We start from the raw sequence: 25,648 nt of genomic DNA, 5'->3' as shown, positions 1-25,648 counted from the left end.
GACATAACTGTGGCGAGGGAGCTTGCTCCCTCGCCACATTACCTACTGCATCAGGCTTCGCTGGCGACCCGCGCCTGGCGCTCACGCACCAAGGCTGGCGCCTTCTCTTTCTCCAGGCGCATGCAACTTTCCAAGAAGAGATACATGTAGTCGTAGCTCTTGCACACGGCTTGGCGCAGCTCTACCTGCAATTGCTGGGTCGGGTTCATGCCGGCCAGGGTGCAGATGATTTCCAGCGCTTCCCACGGGTGGGCGTCATCGTACTGGGCGTGCATCTTCAGCCACTTCATCGCGCGCTTGCGCTCTTCCTCTGGGAACGCCGCTGCGTAGACGCCGGTAGAACACACCACCGCAGACCATTCCCCCGTTGCCCCCTCGATTGCGTAGTTGGTCGCGGCAATCGCCACGATCAGCGAATCGGCAGAGCTAGTGTGCCAGCACCAATGGCTCAGTGCGTGCAGCTCCGGCGGCACATTCTGGGCCTGCAAGTCTTCCAGGCTCACGCCGTGAGCACGGGCCCAATGCATCCAATAGTCGGCATGGTTGAGTTCCACGCGAATATTGCGCATCAGCCAGCGGCGCGCCATGTCCTCCCCCGGATGGCGGGCAAATTTGGTCTTGGTGAGGTTCTGTGCCATGTACAAGGCAAACTGTTCCACCACAGGCCAGCCACCGATCAGGTAGTGGCGCATGGTCTTGGCGCTGAGCGTGTTATCGCGCATGCGCTGGTACAGTTCGTGTTCGACAACGCGACGCTTGCTCTCGCTACAGTCCTGGATCAGTTTTTGTGCCCAGGCGGGATAACTCGAGGCTTCCATAAGCGGGCCGGTTCTGTTGAATGTGTCGATCACTGTTTAAGGCTCCTTTTTAAGTGTGATTGTACAGACCAGCGAATGTTTCAGCGGAATGTGCCAGGCGCCTTGAATAACAGGGGCTGCGGCCGCACAGGTCGACACTGCAAGCTATCAAAGGTAAACAATTGCGGTCGTTCAATCAGGTAGCCCTGAGCGTAATCAACACCAATGTCGAGTAGTGCCTGTTCGATTTGCGGTGTCTCGACAAATTCTGCAATTGTGCGCTTACCCATGACATGGCCGATGTGATTGATCACTTCGACCATTGCACGGTTAATCGGGTCGTCCAGCATATCCTTTACGAAACTTCCATCGATCTTCAGGAAGTCTACAGGTAAATGTTTGAGATAAGCGAATGAGGACATTCCGGCACAAAAGTCATCCAGCGAGAACTGACAACCTAAGGCTTTGAGTTCATTAATAAAGCGGATTGCACTGCCCAGATTAGCGATTGCACTGGTTTCGGTAATTTCAAAACAGATCATGCTGGGCGGAATATTGTAAGTATGAAATTTCTCACGTAAAAATCCGAGGAACTCATCATCACCAATAGTTATACCTGACAGATTGATCGCACACACGGCCATAGGGCGGTTCGGACGCTCCTGCAGGCAACGGGCGATGATCTTGAACACATTCTCCACCACCCAACGGTCCAGGGACGTCATCAGACCGTAACGCTCGGCCGCCGGGATAAAGCTGTCAGGCAAGATGATGCGGCCGGCCTCATCATGCAGGCGCAGCAGGATTTCGATATGCCCATTGCCCGCATCGGTCTGTCCCAGGGGCGAGATTTCCTGGGCGTAGAGGCAAAACCGATTCTCTTCCAAGGCCATGTGCAGGCGCTGCACCCAGGCCATCTCGCCAAAACGCAGGGACAATTCCGAATCATCGGCGTGGTACACCTGCACACGGTTGCGACCTTTCTCCTTGGCCATGTAGCACGCCATGTCGGCGGCGCGCAGCGAGGTTTCCAGGGTGGTCGGGGTTTGCCCAAGGTGCACCAGGCCGACGCTGACAGTGGTCATGAACGGCCGGCCCTTCCACACAAAATGCAGGTTCTGCACAGTATGGCGCAGGCTCTCGGCGATTTTTTCGGCCACGACCGCCGGGCAGTTTTCCAGCAAAATGCCGAACTCATCCCCCCCCAGGCGCGCCAGGGTGTCGCCCTCGCGCAGGTCGGACTGCAGCAACGCGCAAATATGTCGCAACAGTTCATCACCTGCCGCATGACCACAGGTGTCGTTGACCAGCTTGAACTGGTCCAGGTCAAGAAACATCAATGCATGCCGCCCGCCGTCCTGCTGCCCTGCTGGGTGCAGCACCTGTTCCAGGCGGAATTCGAATTCGCGGCGGTTGGCAAGGCCAGTCAGGGCGTCATGGGTTGCCTGCCAGGACAGGTTGGCGATGTATTGGCGCTCTTGGGTCATGTCATGCAACACCAGCACCGCCCCCGTGACCTTGCCGTAGCTGCGGATCGGCGCCCCCACCAGGGTTACCGAGACCGTGCTGCCATCCAGCCGCTGGATGGTCTTTGAATGCTCGCTGCCGCCGCTGAGCTGGCCCTTGACGATATGTTCGATCAAGGTAAACCCGTCGGGCTCGGCATCGTCATCCAACAAGTTGAACAGCGCTGCCAGCGGCAGGCCCTGAGCCTGGGCCGAATGCCAGTGGGTCAGCGCCTCGGCTGCCGGGTTCATATAGGTAATGGCGCCGTCGACGTCGGTGGTGATCACTCCATCGCCAATCGACTCCAACGTGATCTGCGCTCGCTCCTTCTCCTGCTGCAGGGCGTTGGCGAAAGCGTGACGCTGGGCCAGCAACTTATGCGTGCGCAACAGCGCCAGCACAATCAGGACAAGGGCCGTGGCCAGGTTGGTGATCAGCAGCAGCCGCAGGATCATCCGCGAGCCTTCGCCCAATGCATCGCTGAAGGCCTTGGCAGCTGGCGTTACGCCTTCATTGATCGCGATGATATGCGCCTTCCATTGCCGCACATCGTTGGCGTTGACTTGGTCGCGGAGGATTGCGCCGTGCATCTCCTGGGCCAAGCCATCGAGTTGCACCAGGTAGCCATCGCCCACAGTCCACAACTCGATGGCTTTTTCCAGGTAGCTGAAGTGACGAAAATTGAGGTACAGCCAGATCAGGCTCGAGACGTCATCCGGGTGGTTGCCTCCCTTGAGAATGCCCAGCCGCGCAGCCGTAAGATCAGGCGTAGGACGATCGAGGGCGATGCGCAGCTCATGCCCGCCCTGGGGCACGGCTATGGCCTGCTGGTATCTGAGGTACGTGGCTTGGTCACGACTGTCAGCGTAGACCGTGAGGTAGTAGATGGCGTCTTTCTGGCCCTTCGACCACAGGCTCTCGCCGGCCACATAGCCGCGCACAGCTGAAAGCATGAAAAGACTGACACTGCCCAACAATGCCTGAAACAGCACCACGGCGATGAAAGGCCACACAATGCCCAATAGCCTTGGCGTTCCGAGAGTACGCTTTTGCTTCATGAAGTCCCTTGCACATGCACTGCTGGATACGCACGCGAAAAACCGCTTCCGATAGCTCAGCTTAGGCTGAATCAACGTACTTGCTGTAAGTGTCCGTAGAGTTTGGCGTACAAGCCGCCATCGGCAATCAATTGCTGATGATCACCGTCCTCAGCAATGTGACCGCCGTCGAACACTAATACTCGGTCGGCTTGCTTAACCGCCGACAGGCGGTGGGCGATGATCAGTGTAGTACGCCCACTGAGAAACCGCGCCAGCGCCTGGTGCAGGCTGTACTCGGTAGCGGCGTCCAGGGCGGAAGTTGCTTCGTCGAGGATCACCACTTTCGGCTCGGCCAACACCATGCGCGCAATCGCCAGGCGTTGACGCTGCCCGCCGGAAAACCTCACTCCGGAGCGCCCCACCACACTGTCCAAGCCCATCGGCAATGCCTTGACGGTAGCATCTAACTGGGCGATTTCCAGTGCCTGCCAGCAGGCCTGGTCGCTGCGCTCGCGACCCATGGTCAGGTTGGCGCGCACGGTATCGTTGAACAGCGCGGGATGTTGCAGCACCACGGCGACGTTTTCGCGGATGGTTTCCAGCCCGATTTCCTGCTGAGTGGCACCACCAAAGCGGATAGTTCCAGCCTGTGGCGTATACAGCCCGAGCAGCAGTTGTACCAAGGTACTTTTACCGCCGCCGCTGGCGCCGACGATTGCCACTTTCTCGCCCGGCGCAATGACCAGGTTCAACTGATCGAGCACCAGGTCTTCGCCGTAGCCGAAGTCCAGGCCGCGCACTTCAATGCCGACGGTCTCACGCCCGATAAACGGGTCCTCACCCCCCGCATACTGCGGTTCGTCGGCACGTGCCAGCAGTTCGTTGATCCGCGTCAGCGCACCGCCCGCCGCGTAATAGGCATATTGCAAGTTCAACAGTTGCTCCACCGGCCCGATCATGAACCACAAGTAACTGAACACCGCGAGCATCTGGCCAATGGAGAGGTCGGAAAACAACACGGTGAGCATGGCGGCCGCACGGAAAATATCGATACCAAACTGGAACAGCAAACCACTGGCGCGGCTGGAAGCGTCGGTTTTCCACTGTGAATGAATGGCAAAGTCACGCACTTCCCGGGCACGCTGGCCCAGGCGCCCGAGGAAAAAGCCCTGGCGGTTGCCGGCGCGCACTTCCTGGATAGCGTCGAGGGTCTCGGTCAAGGCCTGGGTGAAGCGCGAGGTACTGTCGTTTTCCAGCTTCTTCAAGTGTTTGACGCGTTTGCCCAACTGCACCGTGGCGTAGATCACCAGCGGGTTGAACAACAAGATCAGCAGCGCCAATTGCCAATGCATCCACACCAGGATCGCCGAAGTGCCTACCAGCGTGAGCATGGCCACCAGAAAGCGGCTGAGGGTTTCGCCGACGAATCTATCCAGGGTATCCAGGTCGGTGACCAAGTGCGTGGTGACCGTGCCACTGCCCAGGCTTTCGTACTCGCCCAGGGAAATACGCTTGAGCCGCTCGATCAGGCGCACCCGGATGCGGTACACGATGTCCTTCGCCAGCCGCGCAAACAGCCGCGCCTGCACTACGTTGAACACCAGGGCGCCGCAGCGCAGAAACAGGGTCACCAGCAGCATGAGGCCGATATACCCGGCCGCTTTCTGCCAACCCAGCGGGAGGGCGTGGTTCATCACTTTGAGGGCAGCATCGCCATGGCCCAGCAGCACTTCGTCCACCAACAACGGCAGTAGCAAGGGGATCGGTACACTGCACAGGGTTGCCAGCACGGCGACGCCATTGGCGATCCACAGGGATTTCTTGTGACGCAGGGCCAGGCGGCGAATTTCCGCCCAGGTCAGTCGGTCCACACGTTTGCCGGCATCTTGGTCTGGCTGATCATGCACAGGTCGCTCGCTCCAGCCACCGGCCCAACAACGGCGACAGCTCGGACAAAGGCTGGTAACCGTTGGTCAGCAGGGCCAACTGGCCATTACGCTCGGCCAACAGCGTCGGGAAGCCGGCGATACCCAAGTCCTGCACCCAAGTGAAGTCGGCAGCCGTGGCAGCATGCTGCTCGGCACGGTCAAAAGCACCGGCGAACTCGATACGCGGAATGCCCGCCTGCTCGGCCAGCTCCACCAGCACGCTGGCAAGGGTCACATCGCGGCCCTCGACATAAAAAGCACGCTGGATCAGCCCCAGCAGTTTCCACGCGCAATCCGGCGCCAAGCTGCGGGCAGTAACGATAGCGCGGCACGCGGGCTCCGTATCGTACACAAAACCGTCAGGCAATGCGCCTTCGCGTTTGAACGGCTGGCCGGTGGCGTCGGTGACGGCCTGCCAGTGCTCCAGGATGTAGCGGCGGGTCGTCGGCTCCAACGCCGCGCCACTGCCAGTGCGCAGGCCGCCCACCACCAGGTGCAGTTCCACACCGGCCGACTGGGCCTGCTTCACCAACGCCTCGGCCACCGGGGCAAAGCCCCAGCACCAGGAACACATCGGGTCCATTATATAGAGCAGGCGCGCAGACATGGCTCAAGCCTCGGAAGGTGATTGCTTATAGTTGAAGCCAATCGGGTGCGGCATGTTGCGGGCCTTGGCCAGCTCGATCTGCTTTTGCCGGTCAATCGCGCTGCGACGGGTCTTCTCGGGCAGCGTATCCCAACAATGCGGGCAGCTGATGCCAGCCACGTAGTGCTCGGATGCACGGTCTTCCACACTCACGGGTGTGCGGCAGGCATGACATTGATCGTAGTCGCCTTCGCTCAAGTCGTGGCGCACGGTCACACGATTGTCGAACACAAAGCAGTCACCCTGCCATTTGGTTTCTGCCTGCGGCACCTCTTCGAGGTACTTCAGGATGCCGCCCTTGAGGTGGTAGACCTCGTCGAAGCCTTCGCTGAGCATATAGCTGGAGGCTTTTTCGCAACGAATGCCGCCGGTGCAGAACATGGCGACTTTCTTGTGCTTGGCGGGGTCGAAGTTGGCTTTGATGTAGTCGGGAAATTCACGAAAACTGGTGGTTTTCGGGTCGATCGCGCCTTCAAAGGTACCAATGGACACTTCGTAGTCGTTACGGGTGTCGATCAGCAGCACTTCCGGATCGCTGATCAGCGCGTTCCAGTCCTGCGGGTCGACGTAAGTACCGACCTTTTTGTTCGGGTCTACGCCTTCGACGCCCAGGGTCACGATCTCCTTCTTGAGTTTGACCTTGGTGCGGTAGAACGGCTGATCGTCGCAGTAGGATTCTTTGTGATCGATGTCGACCATGCGCGGGTCTTTTTTCAGCCAGGCCATCAGGCCATCAATGCCTTCGCGGCTGCCGGAAACGGTGCCGTTGATGCCTTCTTCGGCGATCAGCAAGGTGCCTTTGATGCCGTTGTCGACCATCGCCTCCAGCAATGGCTCGCGCAGGGCGACGTAATCTTCGAGGGTGACGAACTTATACAGTGCCGCCACGACAATCGGTTGAGTCACGGGTGTTCTCTCCAGGTGGCTACCCTCGTAAAGGGTGAACCGGATAGGGGCAGTTGCGAGTTTTCAGCTGCAAGCTACAAGTAAAGGCAAAAGCAAAAGCAAAAAAACGCGCCGACTATGCGGCGCGTTGAGGATTCTAACAAGAAGGAGCTATATGCGGTATGCGAGCTTCAATCTTGCAGCTTGCAGCTAAAAACTTGCCGCAGCTTCACTCTCCTCCTGCGCAGGTCGGCGAGGCCGGAGCTGCGTCGATTTTCGCCCATTCTTCAGGCGTGTAGGTATGCAACGCGAGCGCATGAAACTCGCCCATCAGGTCACCCAGGGTGGCGTAGACCTTCTGGTGGCGCTTGACGCGGTTGAGCCCTTCGAACTGCGGGCTGACCAGCACGGCCTTGAAGTGGGTCTGCAGCCCACGGCTGTGCATATGGCTTTCATCCTGCACGCTCAAATAGTCCTGGCCCAGCTCGACGAGCGCCACTTGGATACGCTGTTGCATGGTCATTGCCGGCTCCACTTACTTCTTGGCAGGGGCGGCAGGTTTCTTCGCCGGTGCCAGTTGGTTGGTCATGTCTTCCAACAGCTTGTTCACCACCGGCACGGCGCTTTCCAGCTTGGCCTGGGTCATTTGGGCCGATTGCTGGGTCAGTTGCGGCATTTTTTCCAGCACTTTCTTACCCAGTGGCGACTGGTAGAAGGCAACCAGGTCCTTGAGTTCGGATTCGCTGAAGTTGGTGGTGTAGAGCTTGACCATGTCCGGTTTCAGCTTCGGCCAGCCGATAGCCTGGTCCAGGGCAGCGTTGGCCTTGGCCTGGTAGCTGTCCAATATGGACTGCTTGGCGGCAGGCGCCTTGGTTTGTTCGAAACGCTGGGCGAACATTTGCTGCACTTGCATGTACACCGGGGTACCCAGCTTGTCAGCGTGGGCCAGGGTAAGGAAGGCTTCGGCACTGGCGTTGTGGCTGGCGGTATCGGCAAAAACCTGGCCGCTGGCGCAAACCAGAGCAACCGCGGTACAGATGGCACGAAGACGAGTCATCGAGTTTCCTTTTCTAGCAGGCGAGGTAGGACCCCAAGGGTGCTCATTCTGCGCCTAAAAAACGCCATGGCTCAACCCCACCCCTTGTCGGGCCTGGATTTGCGGGCAATGAATCCGATGAACAACCTTTTATGGAACCCGCTGGGTCGATCAGGGCCTAAACTGCGCAAACGAACCAGAAGGAGTGTGCCCGATGAGCCGTATCGAAACCGACAGCCTGGGAGAAGTCCAAGTCCCGGATGACGCTTACTGGGGCGCTCAGACCCAACGTTCGCTGGTGAATTTTGCCATTGGCGAGCAACGCATGCCCCTGGCGGTACTGCACGCCCTGGCCCTGATCAAAAAGGCCGCGGCACGGGTCAACGATCGAAATGGCGACCTGCCTGCCGACATCGCCCGCCTGATCGAACAGGCCGCCGACGAAGTACTGGCCGGCCAGCATGACGACCAGTTCCCCCTCGTGGTCTGGCAAACCGGCAGCGGCACCCAAAGCAACATGAACGCCAACGAAGTGATCGCCGGCCGCGCCAATGAACTGGCTGGCAACAAGCGCGGCGGCAAGAGCCCGGTGCACCCCAACGATCACGTCAACCGCTCCCAGAGTTCCAATGACTGCTTCCCCACCGCCATGAGCATCGCAGCGGTACAAGCGATACATGAGCGATTATTGCCGTCGATCGCCACGCTTTCCGGTGGTTTGGCCGAACTGGCCGCACGGCATATGAAACTGGTGAAGACCGGGCGCACCCATATGATGGATGCCACGCCGATCACTTTTGGCCAGGAACTCTCGGCATTTATCGCCCAGCTCGATTACGCCGAACGCGCCGTGCGCAGTGCCCTGCCCGCCGTGTGCGAGCTGGCCCAGGGCGGCACTGCCGTGGGCACGGGGCTGAATGCGCCGCATGGTTTTGGCGAAGCGATTGCCGCCGAGCTGGCGGCGCTGTCGGGCTTGCCGTTTGTGACCGCGCCAAACAAATTCGCCGCCCTCTCCGGCCATGAGCCGTTGGTAACCCTGCACGGCGCACTGAAAACCCTGGCCGTGGCCTTGATGAAAATCGCCAACGACCTGCGCCTGCTGGGCTCCGGCCCGCGCGCCGGGTTGGCCGAGGTGAAGTTGCCGGCCAACGAACCGGGCAGTTCGATTATGCCGGGCAAGGTCAACCCCACCCAATGCGAAGCGCTGTCGATGCTGGCCTGCCAGGTCTTGGGCAATGACGTGACCATCGGCATGGCCGCGAGCCAAGGGCACTTGCAGTTAAACGTGTACAAGCCGGTGATCATCCACAACCTGCTGGAGTCGATCCGCCTGCTGGCCGACGGCTGCAACAACTTCCAGGCGCATTGCATTGTCGGTCTCGAGCCCGACGCCGAGCAGATGGGCGCGCACTTGGAGCGTGGGCTGATGCTGGTGACTGCGCTTAATCCGCATATCGGCTACGACAAGTCGGCAGAAATCGCCAAGAAGGCCTACACCGAAGGCCTCACCCTACGGGAAGCTGCACTTGAGCTGGGCTATCTGACGGATGCCGAATTTGATCAGTGGGTTCGCCCGCAAGACATGCTCGGCGCCTAGCAAGCCATGCGCACCCGCCGGGCCTTGAGCCCGGCGAGTAACGACGGCGCCAGCGCAACAGTCGCCGAGCCCAACACCACCACCAACGCCCCGGCATACCCCAGGGCGTTAATCTCTTCGGCCTGCACATACTCAGGCCACAACCACGCCGCCAGGGCGACTGCTACAAAGGTCACCAACGGTGTGAGCGCAAGCGTCGCACTGACCCGCGAGGCTTCCCAATGCGCGAGCGCTTCAGCAAAGGCGCCGTAGGCCACCAGGGTGTTCATGCAGCACGCCAGCAGCAACCAGCCTTGCAGCGGGCTCAGGCCCAACGCCTCCAGCGGGTGCGCCCAAGGCGTGAGTAGCGCGGCGCAGGACAGGTAGATCACCATCATCACTTGCAGCGAATTCCACACTGTGAGCAATTGCTTCTGACCCAGGGCGTAGAACACCCAGATCGACGTAGCGAGCAGAACGGTCAGCACCCCGGCGGTGTAGGTGCCAAGTGACGTCAACAGCTCCAACAGACGTTGGTTGAAGAACAGGCCAAAACCGACCATCAGCACCAACAACCCCAGCACTTGCCCGCGGCTGAAACGCTCCTTGAACACAAACACGCTGGCGACCATCAAGAAGATCGGTCCCATCTGCACCACTAACTGCGCAGTGCCGGGGCTGAGCATTTTCAAACCTACCAAGTACAGCACGTAATTGCCCACCAGGCCGCACACGGCCATCCCCACCAGCCAGCCACCCTTGGGGCCCAGCACCATGCGGCTGGGCAAGCGCCGGGTGAGCGCCAGGTAGACGAACAGGCAACCGCCGGCCACCGTCAGGCGAAACCAGGTGACGGTGATAGGGTCCATCACCTGCAACACCTGCTTGAGTTTGATCGGCAGAATGCCCCAGAGCAGCGCGGTCATCAGGGTCAGTAAAAAACCATAGACCCAGCGGCCGGAAGAGATGTGCATGAATGCCCCAGGAGCCAGAGGAAGTGGTGCAGCATTCTAGGGGTAAGTGAAAGGATTGGGCTACGACGCCGTTCAAATGTGGGATCTGGCAAGCCAGCGCCCACATTCGAGCCGGTTTTTTCAGTGGGGTTTAGCGGACGACTTCGAACAGGCCGGTGGCGCCCATGCCGCCGCCGACGCACATCGTGACAATGCCGTAGCGCAAATTGCGCCGCTGCAGTTCACGCACCAAATGCCCTACCTGCCGCGATCCGGTCATGCCGAACGGGTGCCCGATGGAAATCGAACCACCGTTGACGTTGTACTTCGCGTTATCAATGCCCAGGCGATTACGCGCATACAGGCACTGCGACGCAAACGCTTCGTTCAGCTCCCACAGGTCGATATCCGCCACTTGCAAGCCCTTGGCCTTGAGCAGCTTGGGCACCGAGAACACCGGGCCGATGCCCATCTCGTCCGGCTCGCAGCCAGCCACCGTAAACCCACGGAAAAAGGCCTTGGGCTTGAGGCCCAACGCCAAGGCTTTTTCAAGGCTCATCACCAGGGTCATCGAAGCCCCGTCGGACAATTGCGACGAGTTACCCGCCGTCACCGAACCGTCCTCGGCAAATACCGGCTTCAACCCTTGCAGGCTGGCCAAAGTGGTGTCCGGACGGTTGCAATCATCACGATCAACCACGCCATCGAGCACCTGCACTTCACCGGTGTTCTTGTCCTCGACCTTGTACTTGACGGCCATGGGCACGATTTCATCGTTGAACACGCCGTCAGCCTGAGCCTGGGCGGTACGCTGCTGGCTTTGCAGGGCGTACAGGTCCTGCTCTTCGCGGCTGACAGTGTAGCGACGAGCGACGATTTCAGCGGTCTGGCCCATGGGGAAGTAAATACCCGGCACCTGCTCTTTGAGCAGGGGGTTGATCAGGTTGTCGGTGTTGACGCTTTTCATGGTCAGGCTGATGGACTCGACACCACCGGCGACGATGATGTCGCTGCAACCCGAAGCAATCTGGTTGGCCGCAATCGCTATCGCCTGCAAGCCCGACGAGCAGAAACGATTGAGGGTCATCCCCGCCGTACCGGTGCCCAGTTGCGACAGCACCGCCACATTGCGCCCGATGTTGTAGCCCTGGGCACCCTCGTTGGAACCAGCGCCAACGATGCAATCTTCCACCGTCGCCGGGTCGACGCCGTTGCGGCTGAGCAGCGCATTGACGCAATGGGCCGCCATGTCATCCGGGCGAGTCTGGTTGAACTTGCCGCGAAAGGATTTGGCCAGGCCGGTTCGCACGCTGTCGACGATCACTACTTCACGCATGGGCTACCTCGATCTTGTGGTGGTTGGGAGATGGATTGAGAATAGATCCAGCTCCCATCAACCGCGACGATCATTCACCCTATGGATAGGCCTACTTCTTCTTGCCTTTCTTGCCGTGCTTGTCGGATTGTTCGAATGCCTCCTCCAGCGCCCGGTTGATCGTGCGCAATACCTTGACCCGGGCCCAGCGCTTGTCATTGGCTTCGACCAACGTCCAGGGCGAGACTTCAGTGCTGGTACGGTCGACCATATCGCCGACGGCGGCGCGATAGTCGTCCCATTTGTCGCGGTTGCGCCAATCGTCCTCGGTGATCTTGAAGCGCTTGAAGGGGATCTCCTCGCGAGCCTGGAAACGCTCCAACTGGGTCTGCTTGTCGATGGCCAGCCAGAACTTCACCACGATCACGCCGGCATCGCGCAGTTGCTCTTCGAAGTCATTGATCTCGCCATAGGCGCGCATCCAGTCCGCCGTGGTGCAAAAGCCCTCGATGCGCTCCACGAGTACACGGCCGTACCACGAACGATCAAAGACGGTGAACTTGCCCCGCGCCGGGATTTTCTGCCAGAACCGCCACAAGTACGGCTGGGCGCGTTCGTCTTCGGTGGGCGCGGCAACCGGCACGATATGGTATTGGCGCGGGTCCAGTGCGGCGGCGACACGACGGATCGCCCCGCCCTTGCCCGCCGCATCGTTGCCTTCAAATACCGTGACCAGGGCGTGCTTGCGCATGCGTTTGTCTCGCATCAGGCCGGAGAGGCGCGCCTGCTCAGTAATCAGTTGCTCTTCGTAATCGTCCTTGTCCAGCCGCAGCGTCATGTCGAGGCTATTAAGCAGGCTCATCTGGTCCACCGCCGAGGGTAACGGCGCCGGGTTCATACCACTGGCCTTGCCCTTGGGCAGCTTCAAGGCGTTTTGCAGGCCTTCGAGCAGGATCTTGCCCACGGTCAGCCCACGGTAATGCGCTTCAACGCCTTCGATGACATGCCACGGTGCATAGTCGCGGCTGGTGCGGCGCAGCACACGTTCGCCGAAATGCACGAATTTGTCGTACGTCTCGGACTGCTGCCAATCCAGCGGGCTGATGCGCCAGCTGTGCAGCGGGTCATCGGCCAAGGCCTTGAGCCGCGCCTTCATTTGCTTTTTGGACAGGTGGAACCAGAACTTGAAGATCAGCGCACCTTCATCGCAGAGCATCTTCTCCAGACGCTCGGCGCCGGCGATAGCCTGGTCCAGACGTGCATCCTTGATCTGCCCATGCACGCGGCTTTGCAGCATCTGGCTGTACCAATTGCCGAAAAACACGCCCATGCGGCCTTTGGCTGGCAGTTGACGCCAGTAGCGCCAGGCAGGCGGGCGCGCCAGTTCTTCGTCGGTCTGCTGGTCGAAGGTGCGCACTTCGATCAAGCGCGGGTCCATCCATTCATTGAGCAGTTTGACGGTCTCGCCTTTACCGGCGCCTTCGATGCCATTGATCAGAATGATGACCGGAAAGCGCTTCTGCTGTTGCAGCTCGTACTGCGCTTCCAGCAGGGCTTCACGCAGTGCCGGCACTTCGGCGTCGTAAGTGTCTTTGTCGATGGCGTGGCCGATTTCAGCGGATTCGAACATGGGCAGCTCCGTTTCAAAATGGATCAAGACTAGCGGATTGGGCAGCAGCGCGCGGGAGGAAATTCCATACGCGCTTGCCGTAGGTCAATTCAAAGCTTGTTGATCAGCTAGAATGGCCACCTTGCCTTTGCCTGCTTTTTTATGAGCCGTCCATGACCCCCATCACCCACGCCCAGCTCGACTGGGATGATCAAGGTCGCCCGCACTCGCGGGCGTTTGACGATGTGTACTTTTCCGACAAGTCGGGCCTTGAAGAAACCCGCTATGTATTCCTCGAACAGAACCGTTTGCAGGAACGCTTCGCGGCCCTCCCGGCGGGTGGGCGGCTGGTGATTGGTGAAACCGGCTTCGGCACCGGGTTGAATTTCCTGTGTGCCTGGCAACTGTTCGAACAGCACGCGATTGCCGGCGCGCACCTGCATTTTGTCAGCGCGGAGAAGTATCCGCTGAGCCACGCCGACCTGCAACGCGCCCTCGCCCTCTGGCCCGAACTGCAGCCCTTCGCCGAGCAACTGCTGGCGCAGTACATCGCTGTCCATCAAGGCTTCCAGCGGCTGGTGCTGGATAACGGCCGCGTGACCCTGACCCTGTTGATCGGCGATGCCCTGGAACAATTGCCACAACTGGATGCGCAGATCGACGCGTGGTTTCTCGACGGCTTCGCCCCGGCGAAAAACCCGGACATGTGGACCGCCGAGCTGTTTGCCGAACTGGCGCGCCTGGCGGCACCCGGCTCAACCATCAGTACCTTTACCAGCACCGGCTGGGTGCGACGGTTGATCAACGCGGCCGGGTTCAAGATGAAGCGCACGCCAGGCATCGGCCACAAGTGGGAGATCCTGCGCGGCGAGTACCTTGGCTGGCCCCATGACACGCCGCGCCCAACGTCAGCCAAACCCTGGTTCGCCCGCCCGCCTGCCCTCGACGGTGAACGCCATGCCATGGTCATCGGCGGCGGCCTGGCCGGTTGCGCCACCGCCGCCAGCCTCGCGGCGCGAGGCTGGCGCGTCAGCCTGCTGGAGCGCCACGCGGCGTTGGCGCAGGAAGCGTCGGGCAACCCCCAAGGCGTGCTGTATCTCAAACTGTCCGCACATGGCACGGCCTTGTCGCAGCTGATCCTCAGCGGTTTCGGCCACACCCGACGGCTGTTGGAGCACTTGCAGCGTGGTGTCGACTGGGACGGCTGCGGCGTGCTGCAACTAGCGTTTGATGCCAAGGAAGGCCAGCGCCAGGTGCAACTCGCCGACGCGTTCGCCCCGGATCTGCTGCACCTGCTGGACCGCGATCAGGCCCAACAACGCGCCGGGATCAGCCTGGCCCAGGGCGGCCTGTTTTTCCCCGAAGGCGGTTGGGTGCACCCGCCGGCGCTGTGCCAGTGGCAGGCGGCACATCCGTTGATTGAGGTCCTCACACACAACGAGGCCGCTGAGCTGCACCGGGTCGATGGCCAGTGGCAAGCCCGCAACGGCGATTGCGTACTGGCGAGCGCCTCGGTGGTGGTGCTGGCGGGCGCTGCTGAAATCAAGCGGTTCGCGTTCAGCGCCGACTTGCCGCTCAAGCGGATTCGTGGGCAGATCAGCCGCCTGGCGCAAACCTCGGCCAGTGAGGCGCTGGGCACGGTGGTGTGCGCCGAAGGCTATGTCGCCCCCGCCCGGCTGGGTGAACACACGCTTGGCGCCAGCTTCGACTTCACCAACGACGACCTCACGGCCACCGCTGCCGAACATGCTGGCAACCTGGAAATGCTGCGCGAGATTTCCACAGACCTGCTGCAGCGCCTGGGCGGAGAACAACTGGCCCCGGAACAGCTGGAGGGGCGTGCCGCATTCCGCTGCACCAGCCCTGATTACCTGCCGATTGTCGGACCGCTGGCGGATCGTACGGCGTTTCAAAGCGTGTATGCCGTGCTCGGCAAAGACGCCCGGCAAGTCCCGGATACGCCGTGCCCGTGGCTACCGGGGGTGTACATCAATAGCGGCCACGGTTCACGCGGGCTGATCACGGCGCCACTGTGCGGCGAACTGATCGCTGCCTGGCTGAGTGACGAACCGCTGCCCGTACCGGCCAATGTGGCCGAAGCTTGCCACCCCAACCGATTTGCCTTGCGGGCATTGATTCGAGGCAAAACAAAGACACCGTAATCAGCGCAAACGAGGGCATTAACGCCAGTGCGCCTATTTGCCTTATAACTTATCGGTCTAAAACTCTACGGATAGCACTGGGTCAGTTTCTGGGTACGCGCCCTCAGCGGCGTATTGAGTATTGACCCCTCCCCAACGGAAAAACCGGTAAGGAATTTATGTGCGGATTAGCTGGAGAATTACGTTTCGATGCCCAACCTGCCGACTTGGCGGCCATTGAGCGCATCACCCATCACTTGGCCCCACGTGGCCCGGATGCCTGGGGCTTCCATGCCCAAGGGCCGATTGCCCTGGGCCACAGACGCCTGAAGATCATGGACCTGTCGGACGGCTCGGCCCAACCCATGGTCGATTCACACCTCGGCCTTAGCCTGGCCTTCAACGGTGCGATCTATAACTTCCCGGAATTGCGCAAAGAGCTGGAAGCCTTGGGCTACGCCTTCTATTCCGGGGGCGACACCGAAGTGCTGCTCAAGGGCTACCACGCCTGGGGCGAAGCGCTGCTGCCCAAGCTCAACGGCATGTTTGCCTTCGCCATCTGGGAGCGCGATGCCCAGCGTTTGTTTATCGCACGTGACCGTCTCGGCGTAAAACCGTTGTACCTGTCGCGCACCGGCCAGCGCTTGCGCTTTGCCTCGGCATTGCCTGCGCTGCTCAAGGGCGGCGATATCAACCCGATCCTTGATCCGGTGGCGCTCAACCACTACTTGAACTTCCACGCTGTGGTGCCTGCACCGCGTACCCTGCTGGCAGGCATTGAAAAACTGCCACCGGCGAGCTGGATGCGTGTCGAAGCCAACGGCAAGACCGAGCAGAAAACCTGGTGGACCCTGCCCTACGGTCCGCATGAGGACGAGAAAAACCTCAGCCTGGAAGACTGGACTGATCGCTTGCTCGACAGCACCCGCGAAGCCGTGGCCATCCGCCAACGTGCCGCCGTGGATGTCGGCGTGCTGCTGTCCGGCGGTGTCGATTCGAGCATGCTCGTCGGCCTGCTGCGCGAAGTCGGCGTGCAAGACCTGTCGACCTTCTCCATCGGTTTTGAAGACGCGGGCGGCGAGGCTGGCAACGAGTTCCAGTACTCCGACCTGATCGCCAAGCACTACGGCACCCGTCACCACCAATTGCGCATTGCTGAAAGCGAGATCATCGAGCAACTGCCGGCGGCATTTCGCGCCATGAGCGAGCCAATGGTCAGCCATGACTGCATCGCTTTCTACCTGCTGTCGCGGGAAGTGGCCAAGCATTGCAAGGTGGTGCAGAGCGGCCAGGGCGCCGACGAGCTGTTCGCCGGTTACCACTGGTACCCGCAGGTGGATGGCGCCAGCGATCCTTATGCGGCGTATCGCGATGCGTTTTTCGACCGCAGCTACGAAGATTACGCCGCCACCGTCGCGCCGAAATGGCTGACGGCCAACGACGCTGCCGGTGACTTTGTACGCGAGCATTTCGCCATGCCAGGCGCCGATGCCGCCGTGGACAAGGCACTGCGTCTGGACAGCACAGTGATGCTGGTGGACGACCCGGTCAAACGCGTCGATAACATGACCATGGCCTGGGGCCTGGAGGCGCGTACGCCGTTTCTGGACTACCGTCTGGTGGAGCTGTCGGCCCGTGTACCTGGCAAGTTCAAGTTGCCTGATGGCGGCAAGCAGGTCCTCAAAGAAGCCGCGCGCCGTGTCATCCCAAGCGAAGTCATTGACCGCAAGAAGGGCTACTTTCCAGTGCCGGGCCTCAAGCATTTGCAAGGCGATACCCTGAACTGGGTCCGTGAACTGCTGCTGGACCCCAGCCAGGATCGCGGCCTGTTCAACCCGGCCATGCTCGACCGCCTGCTCACCGACCCGCAGGGCCAACTGACGCCGTTGCGCGGCTCCAAGCTGTGGCAACTGGCGGCGCTGAACCTGTGGCTCAGCGAACAAGGAATCTGATTGATGAAACCTCTTGCAGCGGCTTACAGCCAACGCTTGCTGAAGGGCCAGGCGCCAACCTACGAGCGCCTGCAAGCCCGCCTGGCTGAAGACGGAAGCCCCTTGGCCGCCGAACCGATTGCCGTGCATTGCGGTTGGGGTCGGCTGTTGATCGGCCATACCTTTCCGGACCCTGCCAGCCTCGCCCTGGAGTTGCTCAATGAGCAGGCTGGCGAGCGAGACATCGCCCTGTATGTGGCGGCCCCCCAGCAAATTCTGGGGATCGATCCTCAGCAGTTGTTTCTTGATCCATCCGACACGTTGCGCCTTTGGTTCAGCGACTATCGCCCAGCGACTCGAGTGTTTCGTGGCTTCCGTATTCGCCGCGTGCAGAGCGAGGCGGATTGGCTGGCGGTGAACCGGCTCTATCAAGGGCGCGGCATGTTGCCTGTCGACACCGAACGCCTCACGCCGCGCCATCAAGGTGGCCCGGTGTATTGGCTGGCAGAGGATGAAGACAGCGGCGCGGTGATCGGCAGCGTGATGGGCCTCAATCACCAAAAAGCCTTTCACGACCCGGAAAACGGTTGCAGCCTGTGGTGCCTGGCGGTTGACCCGCAATGCACGCGCCCCGGTGTGGGTGAGGTGCTGGTGCGCCATCTGGTGGAACACTTCATGAGCCGTGGCTTGAGCTATCTGGATTTGTCGGTGCTGCACGATAATCGCCAAGCCAAGAACCTTTACGCCAAGCTCGGTTTTCGCGCGCTGACCACCTTTGCGATCAAGCGTAAAAATGGCATCAACCAGCCTTTGTTTCTCGGCCCCGGCCCGCAGGCGGGGTTCAACCCTTATGCACGAATCATCGTGGAAGAGGCCCACCGCCGAGGTATCGATGTGCAGGTGGATGACGCTGATGCGGGCATGTTCACCTTGAGTCATGGCAGCCGCCGTGTGCGCTGCCGTGAATCCCTGAGCGACCTGACCACCGCCGTCAGCATGACGCTGTGTCAGGATAAAAGCCTGACGCATAAAACCCTGAAAGCCGCAGGGCTGAACGTGCCGTCGCAACAACTCGCGGGCAGCGCCGATGACAACCTGGAGTTCCTCGAGGAACACCAGCGCGTCGTGGTCAAGCCGCTGGATGGCGAGCAAGGCCATGGTGTAGCGGTGGATTTGCAAAGCATCGAAGACGTGCAGCAGGCGATTGAAGCGGCGCGGCAGTTTGACAGTCGGGTATTGTTGGAAAGCTTTCACGAAGGCCTGGATCTGCGCATCCTGGTGATTGGTTTCGAAGTTGTCGCCGCTGCAATCCGACGCCCAGCCGAAGTGACTGGCGACGGTCAGCATTCCATCGGCGCCTTGATAGAAGCCCAGAGCCGCCGCCGCCAGGCCGCCACCGACGGTGAAAGCAAAATCCCGGTCGACGCCGAAACCGAGCGCACCTTGACAGCCGCCGGCTACGACTACAGCAGCATACTGCCTCGCGGCCAGACCCTGGCCGTGCGCCGTACCGCCAATCTGCACACGGGGGGTTGCCTGGAAGACGTCACCGCGATCCTGCACCCCACGCTGGTGGACGCCGCCGTGCGCGCTGCGCGCGCCCTGGATATTCCCATGGTCGGCCTGGACCTGATGGTGCCTGCCGCCGATCAACCCGAGTACGTGTTTATCGAAGCCAACGAACGCGCCGGCCTGGCCAATCATGAACCGCAACCCACTGCTGAAAAATTTGTCGATTTGTTGTTTCCGTATAGTGGGTAGCGGCAAGCGGCAAGCTTTTAGCTTCAAGCTTCAAGCGAACTCAACAGCCTTACACCACACCGAACTTGCAGCTTGCAGCTAATAGCTTGCAACTAAAGGACCCCTTTATGCCCCAAACCATCCCCGAACCGGATCTCGCTTACCTGCAAAAAGTGCTGCTGGAAATGCTCGCCATCCCCAGCCCCACCGGGTTTACCGACACCATCGTGCGCTACGTCGCCGAGCGCCTGGAAGAACTGGGCATTCCGTTTGAAATGACGCGGCGCGGCACTATTCGCGCCACCCTCAAGGGCCAGAAGAACAGCCCAGACCGTGCGGTGTCCGCACACTTGGACACCATCGGCGCCGCCGTACGCGCGATCAAGGACAACGGCCGCCTGAGCCTGGCGCCGGTGGGCTGCTGGTCGAGCCGATTTGCCGAAGGCAGCCGCGTCAGCCTGTTTACCGATAACGGTGTGATCCGTGGCAGCGTGCTGCCGTTGATGGCCTCCGGGCACGCGTTCAACACCGCCGTGGACGAAATGCCGGTGAGCTGGGACCACGTGGAGCTGCGCCTGGACGCCTACTGCGCGACCCGCGCCGATTGCGATTCCCTGGGGGTCGGCATCGGTGACTACGTGGCCTTCGACCCGCTGCCCGAATTTACCGAAAGTGGGCACATCAGCGCCCGACACCTTGACGACAAGGCTGGCGTCGCTGCCCTGCTCGCCGCGCTCAAGGCGATTGTCGACAGCGGCGAGCCGTTGCTGATCGACTGCCACCCACTCTTCACTATTACCGAGGAGACCGGCAGCGGCGCAGCGGCCGCCCTGCCCTGGGATGTCAGTGAGTTCGTCGGCATCGATATCGCCCCCGTCGCCCCCGGCCAGCATTCCAGTGAACATGCGGTGAGCGTGGCGATGCAGGATTCGGGTGGGCCGTATGACTATCACCTCTCGCGGCATTTGCTGCGCCTGGCGTCTGACAACGAGTTGCCGGTGCGCCGCGACCTGTTCCGCTACTACTTCAGCGATGCGCACTCGGCCGTGACCGCAGGCCATGATATCCGCACCGCGTTGCTGGCGTTTGGCTGCGACGCGACTCACGGCTACGAACGCACCCATATCGATAGCCTCGCGGCGCTGAGCCGCCTGCTGGGCGCGTATATTCTCAGCCCGCCCGTATTCGCCAGCGACGCACAACCGGCCCAGGGTTCACTGGATCGGTTCAGTCATCAGATTGAACACGATGCACAAATGGAGAGCGACACGCGGGTGCCATCGGTGGAGAGCCTGGTGGGCAACAAGCCCTGAGACTGGCAACTCCGGTCCCGGCGCAGTAGCATCGCCGGGATCCATCACCCGAGGCTTGTATGCTGATTCCCTACGACGCTCTTGAAGTCGACACCCTGACCCGCCTCATCGAAGACTTCGTCACCCGTGACGGCACCGACAATGGCGACGACACGCCCCTGGAGACCCGCGTATTGCGCGTGCGCCAGGCGCTGACCAAGGGCCAGGCGCTGATCGTGTTCGACCCCGAGAGCGAGCAATGCCAGTTGATGCTCAAGCACGACGTGCCCAAGCATCTATTCGACTGAAAATGCGCTAAGGGTTGGGGGCCGCGTGCAGCTCAGCGGCTTGGCGTTCGAGGATTTTCTGGTACACCTCCGCGCGATGAACATGCACCCCGGCCGGCGCTGCAACACCGAACTTCACATGGTTACCGTTCAACTCGAGGATGTGCACGGCGATGTCATCGCCAATGGAGATGACTTCGCCTACGGCGCGGCTTAAGACCAGCATGGCGGTTGTCCTTTTAGAATGACAGGACCTCGACCATGCGCGCTGGCTGTGGGGCCATCAATGCCTTGCGGTGAAATCAGGCACTCCCTACATACGCAGGTAACTTACCTGACAGACTGCCACCTGATCAGCCTTTAACCGCCTGCGCTTTGGCACGCATCTTGTCGGCCATGGTGGTCATCTCGTCATAGAGCAACTGCGGGTTCTTCTGCTTCAACGCCCACGCCATCCGCCCTTGCTCATGGGGCAGGATCATGAACTCGCCTGCTGCGACGCGCTGATAAATGTAATCGGCAATGTCTGCCGCCGAAATCGGCGAGCTCTCAAGCAGTTTGCCCACTTGGGCCTTCATCGCCGGGGTCGGCCCACGGAACGAGTCGAGCAGGTTGGTCTGGAAGAACGACGGGCAGACCACGTGCACGCCGACTTCCTGCTGCTTTAGCTCCACCAGCAGACTTTCCGACAGCGCCACCACGCCGGCCTTGGCCACGTTGTAGTTGCTCATGGCCGGGCCCTGCATCAATGCCGCCATAGACGCGATGTTGATGATGCGGCCCTTGCTCTTTTCCAGCAGGGGCAGGAACGCCTTGCAGCCCTTGACCACGCCCATCAGGTTGATTGCTATTTGCCAGTCCCAGTCTTCCAGGGACAGTTCGGCGAAGAACCCACCCGAAGCCACGCCTGCATTGTTGACGATCACATCGATGCCACCCAGTTTCACCTCGCAAGCCTGGGCAAATGCGGTGAGCTGGCTGTAATCGCGCACGTCGCAGCGCTGCACAAAACCGTCGCCGCCCGCCTCGCGCACGCGCTTGAGGGTTTCCTGCAAGCCCGGCTCGCTGACGTCAGACAAGGCCAATTGCCAACCTTCGCGGGCCCAGCGCAGAGCGATTTCGCGACCCAGGCCAGACCCGGCGCCAGTGATCATCATGCGATTTTGCATAGGAGGTAGCCTTGTGGTTCACGGAAGAAGTGACCGGCAGTGTAGCGAAGGTTTTTCCCACACCCACCCACCATCAGAGTGATGAATGCCCTTGGCAAACCGGCGACTGGGTCGGATGTTTGCCTATTGCCTAAGTTCAATATTTTTCAACTAGCAAAGCGGATTTGCGAACGCATTAAAAGAAATAAGCGAGTGCACGAAATGCTTTAAAAAATACTGAATTTTTCGCGAGGGGCAATAGTCGGAGTTATTAAGGCGTCCGTAAGTTAGCTGTCGGGCCTATCGTTAAATAACCGGTCTTTGCAGAAAGACAATAAGGAAAAACCATGAGCCTCATTCTGATCATTATCCTGATCCTCCTGCTGGTCGGTGGTCTGCCAGTGTTCCCTCACTCGCGTAACTGGGGTTACGGCCCGTCGGGTATCCTCGGGGTGGTATTGGTTGTGCTGCTGGTGTTGATGTTGCTTGGCCGGATATAAAGTCCTGGTAGCAAAAAAACAGCAAAAAAACAGCAAAAAAAGAGGCCTTGAAAAAGGCCTCTTTTTTATTGCCGGTTAATTAGTCCGGCTTGCCGTCAGCCACACCGGCGGTGTTATCCAACAGGCTCTTGGTCGCCGTCTGTAGGAACGACTCAAGTTTCTGCCTCAATGCCCCCTCGTCCGGCGATTCAGGAATCACTTTACCGGTCGGGTGGGCGCCCAGCTCATATTCCCAGAGCTTGGGTGGCATTTCCTTCGGCAACACCAGAATGCGATCGCCGGTAACCAGCGCCACTGTCTGATCGCTGCCCGACGGTTTGATCACGCCGAAGCCTTTATCGCCTTCCGGCAGGTTCAGCAGGTCGCGCCCCCAGCACTGGTGCAAGGTTTCGCCACCCAGGCGGCCCATGATGGTCGGCACGATGTCGATCTGGGTGCCCACGGTGTGGTCACGCTCGCCGAACTTCTCCTGTATGCCCGGTGCGATCATCAGCATCGGCACGTTAAAGCGACCCAGGTCCATTTCGGTGATCTGCTGTTCGTTGCCAAAGCCGTGGTCGCCGACAATCACGAACAAGGTTTCCTTGAAATACGGCTCCTTACGCGCCTTTTCAAAGAACTGGCCCAACGCCCAGTCGGAGTAGCGCATCGCCGTCAAATGCTCGTCAAGGCTGCCACGACCCGTGACCTTCTCGACCGGCAATGGCGTCGGCAAGGCATACGGCGTGTGGTTGGACAAGGTTTGCAGCAAGGCATAGAACGGCTTGCCGCCTTCGCGAGCTTTCAGCTCTTCCAGGCCACGGTTGAACATGTCCTGATCGGACACGCCCCAGGTCGGGTCGGAGAACACCGGGTCGACGAAGTCGTTGCGACCAATGAAGTGGGTCATGCCCTGGTTGCTGAAGAAGCCCGATTGGTTATCCCAGGCGAAGTCACCGTTGTAGACATACACGTCGTCAAACTTGCGCGCGCTGAGCAACTGGGGCAGGCCCGACAGCTTGTGGCTGCCTTCCGGGGTCTGCATCAGGTATTCGAACGCCGGCAGGTTGGGGAAACACGCCATGGTGGCAAACATCCCCTGGTGAGTGTGAGTGCCGTTGGAGAAGAAGCGGTCGAACAACAGGCCTTCCTTGGACAGTTTGTCGAAGTACGGCGTGATGGTACCCGGACGACCCAGGGCGCCGACCGAGTGACCGGCGAAGCTTTCCATCAGGATCACGACGACGTTCTTGATCGGCAGGGTTTTCTCTGCCGGTGGGGTGAACTCGCGGCGCACGGCGGCGGTGTCGGTATCCACCAGTTTTTCCGTCGGCAGCACCAGCATGTCGCGCACAGTCTGGGTCGCCAACGGCTGTTCCAGCGTCGCCTTCCAAGTGTTGTCACGATGCTCGGAGAACCGTGCCTTGGCCGCGCCGACCAGCGACAACGTGCCATTCAGGCCCAGTTGGTTAGCGAAGTTCGAGTCGGTGGTGTAGACGTCACCCCAACGCAGTGGCGCGCCTTGGCGCAGAGTGCCACGCGCGGCGATGACAGCGACCAACAGGCAGACCACGAACACCGCAATACGCGTGTACCACGGCGCTACTTGGCGAGTGCCGATGCTGCCACCGCTGAACGGCCCGCGTGGGCGCGTTGCACGGTCGGCGCCTTTGAAGGCGATGCTCAGGATCAGCGTGCCCACGGCCCAGGCCAGCAGGTAACGCACCACCGGAAAACCGTACCAGAGCATGCTCATCACGGTTTTCGGGTCTTCCTTCACGTACTGGAACACCAGGCCGTTGAGGCGCTGGTGGAACTCGCGATAGAAGTCCATTTCCATCAGGCCCAGGAACAGGGCGATGCTGGACGCCACGGTCAGCCAGAAACGGAAGAACCCGCGAGCAGCCATCGCCCGTACGCTGAACAACGCCAGCAGCAATGGGATGATCAGGTAAACCACCAGGCGCAGGTCCAGGCGCAGGCCGTTGGCGAACGCTTCAAGGAAGGTCGAGGCCGGCGTGTCGAGGATCATCTCGCGGTTGTACACCAGCAGCGCCAGGCGCAGCAGGGAGAACATCACCATCATGACCAGTGCGCAGAGCAGCGTGTATGCCAGATGGGATTTGACGGTGGGTTGCAGCAGGCGACTTGAAGCTCGCTGATGATTCAGGGCGTCCGGGTTTGCCATGTCGTTTGAGGACCCATTGGAAGTTTAAGTTGCGAAATATTGCTGCGGCATCCTGCCCACGCCCAAGCGTGTAGGAACGGGGGGTAAGCGCGTTGGCGCAAATGGTGCCCGATGAATGCCATCAACGCTATTGATTACTGAGGAAAAACACTTCTTTGTAGGGCTTTCGCCAGCCGGCGACAGAGCCGTCCTACAAGGAAATAGAACGAAGGGAATTGTCCGGAAGGCTGTGTGAAAATTCTGTGTAGCGAATATTTCGACACAAAGAAATATGGGAGGGGGATTGCCCCCCTCCCACATTGACTACGGCCACTCAATGTTGAGTGGGCAGTTTTACAGTCATATCCGCACGTTGCCACGCGGCCCGGCGATTGCCCAAATGATCAAGCCCAGCACCGGCAACAACAGGATCAGCAAAATCCACAGCACCTTGGCGCCCGTGCTGGCACCGCTTTTGAACACATTGATGATCGCCCAGATATCCAGCGCCAGGATGATCAGCCCGATCAGGCCATTGAAAGTCGAACCCATGGTGTCGCTCCTAAGTGAGGGCATGCACTTGTAGGATAGTCAGCACTGGCCGGGGTTCCGTTCTATTTCAGACGTGCACAGCGATCTTCAGCGCTTCCAGGGACGGTTCGCCCTTGATACCGACTTCGGCGCACAACGCCAGCACGCGCGGCAGGTCGTTGCCGTAGACCAGCACGGCCTGGATCTCGTCGTCCAACAGTTGGCTGAAGTTGAGCAACACGTAGCCGCCATCTTCCGGGCTGAGGGCACTCATCTGGATCTGGATGCGGTTCAGTGCAGTCAGGTCTTCGGTCTTGGCCAGTTGCTTGGGCTTGAGGTTGAACGCTACGCCTGGGCCGAACGAAGCGACGATCTGTGCGAACAGGTCGCCGTAGGTGTCGGCCTGGAACAACACGGTGTCCGGCAGGCTGCCGACGACGATCCATTCACCCAAAGGAATCGGGAAGGTATCGTCGTAGTTGATATCCGGGTTGGCCGCCAAAAACGCCGCCGGGTCCGCGTAGGCCTGGGCCGCTTCATCGGCGATACGCGCCACTTCGTCCTCGCCCATGACGCCGGCGCTGATTTTGCTGATGAGTTCGACGAGGGCGGTTTTCATGGGCATGGTCCTGTAGCGGGCT

General features: G+C 60.3%; 22 protein-coding genes. 7 read left to right on the top strand and 15 right to left on the bottom strand.

Features of this window, described 5'->3' with window-relative positions; all coding sequences use genetic code 11:
- Positions 1 to 50: 50 nt before the first annotated feature.
- From AACY36_RS10260 to AACY36_RS10230, 7 genes are all read right to left on the bottom strand, one after another.
- Entirely contained in the window at positions 51 to 818 is a 768-nt protein-coding gene (locus tag AACY36_RS10260) for a TenA family transcriptional regulator (RefSeq protein ID WP_370467864.1), read from the bottom strand.
- 80 nt (positions 819 to 898) lie between these two features.
- On the bottom strand, positions 899 to 3,361 hold the full coding sequence (locus tag AACY36_RS10255; protein ID WP_339497038.1) for an EAL domain-containing protein: 2,463 nt from the start codon (positions 3,359 to 3,361) through the stop codon (positions 899 to 901).
- Between the two features lie 71 nt (positions 3,362 to 3,432).
- Positions 3,433 to 5,250, bottom strand: coding sequence for an ABC transporter ATP-binding protein (locus AACY36_RS10250; RefSeq protein ID WP_339427432.1), 1,818 nt, complete (start codon positions 5,248 to 5,250; stop codon positions 3,433 to 3,435).
- The gene (locus tag AACY36_RS10245) at positions 5,243 to 5,845 is read right to left on the bottom strand and encodes a DsbA family protein (protein ID WP_339416755.1); all 603 of its coding nucleotides are present in this window, start codon (positions 5,843 to 5,845) and stop codon (positions 5,243 to 5,245) included. Before AACY36_RS10245 ends, AACY36_RS10250 begins: the two co-directional genes overlap by 8 nt.
- 36 nt (positions 5,846 to 5,881) lie before the next feature.
- A complete protein-coding gene (gene trhO / locus AACY36_RS10240) occupies positions 5,882 to 6,823 on the bottom strand; it encodes an oxygen-dependent tRNA uridine(34) hydroxylase TrhO (protein WP_339416471.1) in 942 nt (313 codons plus the stop codon).
- A gap of 208 nt (positions 6,824 to 7,031) precedes the next feature.
- A complete protein-coding gene (locus AACY36_RS10235; RefSeq protein WP_339427431.1) occupies positions 7,032 to 7,325 on the bottom strand; it encodes a BolA family protein in 294 nt (97 codons plus the stop codon).
- Positions 7,326 to 7,337: 12 nt separating this feature from the next.
- A complete protein-coding gene (locus AACY36_RS10230; RefSeq protein ID WP_339416474.1) occupies positions 7,338 to 7,859 on the bottom strand; it encodes a DUF2059 domain-containing protein in 522 nt (173 codons plus the stop codon).
- A gap of 193 nt (positions 7,860 to 8,052) precedes the next feature.
- Between AACY36_RS10230 and AACY36_RS10225 the strand changes: the two genes are divergently transcribed.
- Positions 8,053 to 9,435: a class II fumarate hydratase gene (locus tag AACY36_RS10225; RefSeq protein WP_339497037.1), complete on the top strand. Its 1,383-nt coding sequence runs from the start codon at positions 8,053 to 8,055 to the stop codon at positions 9,433 to 9,435.
- On the opposite strand, the gene AACY36_RS10220 is transcribed toward AACY36_RS10225, so the two are convergent.
- The 3 genes from AACY36_RS10220 to pap all read right to left on the bottom strand — a co-directional run bounded on the left by AACY36_RS10220 (position 9,432) and on the right by pap (position 13,312).
- Positions 9,432 to 10,388: a DMT family transporter gene (locus tag AACY36_RS10220; RefSeq protein ID WP_339436274.1), complete on the bottom strand. Its 957-nt coding sequence runs from the start codon at positions 10,386 to 10,388 to the stop codon at positions 9,432 to 9,434. The genes AACY36_RS10225 and AACY36_RS10220 overlap by 4 nt on opposite strands.
- Before the next feature lie 130 nt (positions 10,389 to 10,518).
- Positions 10,519 to 11,703, bottom strand: a complete 1,185-nt coding sequence (locus AACY36_RS10215; RefSeq protein WP_339436275.1) for a thiolase family protein — start codon at positions 11,701 to 11,703, stop codon at positions 10,519 to 10,521.
- Positions 11,704 to 11,794: 91 nt separating this feature from the next.
- Entirely contained in the window at positions 11,795 to 13,312 is a 1,518-nt protein-coding gene (gene pap / locus AACY36_RS10210; RefSeq protein ID WP_339436276.1) for a polyphosphate:AMP phosphotransferase, read from the bottom strand.
- 152 nt (positions 13,313 to 13,464) lie between these two features.
- Here pap and mnmC point away from each other — a divergent pair, with 152 nt between their 5' ends.
- From mnmC to AACY36_RS10185, 5 genes are all read left to right on the top strand, one after another.
- Complete coding sequence (gene mnmC, locus AACY36_RS10205) at positions 13,465 to 15,453, top strand: bifunctional tRNA (5-methylaminomethyl-2-thiouridine)(34)-methyltransferase MnmD/FAD-dependent 5-carboxymethylaminomethyl-2-thiouridine(34) oxidoreductase MnmC (protein ID WP_339497036.1); 1,989 nt, start codon at positions 13,465 to 13,467, stop codon at positions 15,451 to 15,453.
- Positions 15,454 to 15,611: 158 nt separating this feature from the next.
- Entirely contained in the window at positions 15,612 to 17,384 is a 1,773-nt protein-coding gene (locus AACY36_RS10200) for an N-acetylglutaminylglutamine amidotransferase (RefSeq protein ID WP_339497035.1), read from the top strand.
- 3 nt (positions 17,385 to 17,387) lie between these two features.
- Complete coding sequence (ngg, locus tag AACY36_RS10195; RefSeq protein WP_339416482.1) at positions 17,388 to 19,124, top strand: N-acetylglutaminylglutamine synthetase; 1,737 nt, start codon at positions 17,388 to 17,390, stop codon at positions 19,122 to 19,124.
- Between the two features lie 107 nt (positions 19,125 to 19,231).
- A complete protein-coding gene (locus AACY36_RS10190) occupies positions 19,232 to 20,416 on the top strand; it encodes an osmoprotectant NAGGN system M42 family peptidase (protein ID WP_339416483.1) in 1,185 nt (394 codons plus the stop codon).
- A 59-nt stretch (positions 20,417 to 20,475) separates the two neighbouring features.
- Positions 20,476 to 20,703, top strand: a complete 228-nt coding sequence (locus AACY36_RS10185) for a YheU family protein (protein WP_003192759.1) — start codon at positions 20,476 to 20,478, stop codon at positions 20,701 to 20,703.
- A 7-nt stretch (positions 20,704 to 20,710) separates the two neighbouring features.
- Here the strand turns inward: AACY36_RS10185 and csrA are convergent, their stop codons facing one another.
- Both csrA and AACY36_RS10175 read right to left on the bottom strand, forming a co-directional pair.
- The gene (gene csrA, locus AACY36_RS10180) at positions 20,711 to 20,908 is read right to left on the bottom strand and encodes a carbon storage regulator CsrA (protein WP_339497034.1); all 198 of its coding nucleotides are present in this window, start codon (positions 20,906 to 20,908) and stop codon (positions 20,711 to 20,713) included.
- A 127-nt stretch (positions 20,909 to 21,035) separates the two neighbouring features.
- Positions 21,036 to 21,851, bottom strand: coding sequence for an SDR family oxidoreductase (locus tag AACY36_RS10175; RefSeq protein WP_314561452.1), 816 nt, complete (start codon positions 21,849 to 21,851; stop codon positions 21,036 to 21,038).
- A gap of 326 nt (positions 21,852 to 22,177) precedes the next feature.
- Between AACY36_RS10175 and AACY36_RS10170 the strand changes: the two genes are divergently transcribed.
- Complete coding sequence (locus AACY36_RS10170; RefSeq protein ID WP_065873322.1) at positions 22,178 to 22,330, top strand: DUF3309 family protein; 153 nt, start codon at positions 22,178 to 22,180, stop codon at positions 22,328 to 22,330.
- Between the two features lie 79 nt (positions 22,331 to 22,409).
- Here AACY36_RS10170 and AACY36_RS10165 read toward each other — a convergent pair whose 3' ends face one another.
- The 3 genes from AACY36_RS10165 to AACY36_RS10155 form a co-directional block, all read right to left on the bottom strand.
- On the bottom strand, positions 22,410 to 24,497 hold the full coding sequence (locus tag AACY36_RS10165) for an LTA synthase family protein (RefSeq protein WP_339427428.1): 2,088 nt from the start codon (positions 24,495 to 24,497) through the stop codon (positions 22,410 to 22,412).
- Between the two features lie 339 nt (positions 24,498 to 24,836).
- Positions 24,837 to 25,028 (bottom strand): PLDc N-terminal domain-containing protein, encoded by a 192-nt coding sequence (locus AACY36_RS10160; protein ID WP_003172956.1) that lies wholly within the window; start codon positions 25,026 to 25,028, stop codon positions 24,837 to 24,839.
- A 67-nt stretch (positions 25,029 to 25,095) separates the two neighbouring features.
- Positions 25,096 to 25,626 carry a hypothetical protein gene (locus AACY36_RS10155; RefSeq protein WP_314561447.1) on the bottom strand — a complete coding sequence of 177 codons (531 nt, stop codon included), beginning with the start codon at positions 25,624 to 25,626 and terminating at the stop codon, positions 25,096 to 25,098.
- Positions 25,627 to 25,648 lie beyond the last annotated feature (22 nt).

The sequence above is a fragment of the Pseudomonas sp. EA_15y_Pfl1_P101 genome, assembly GCF_963970835.1.
Classification (GTDB): domain Bacteria; phylum Pseudomonadota; class Gammaproteobacteria; order Pseudomonadales; family Pseudomonadaceae; genus Aquipseudomonas; species Aquipseudomonas tritici.
This window is presented reverse-complemented; position numbering and strand designations above follow the sequence as displayed.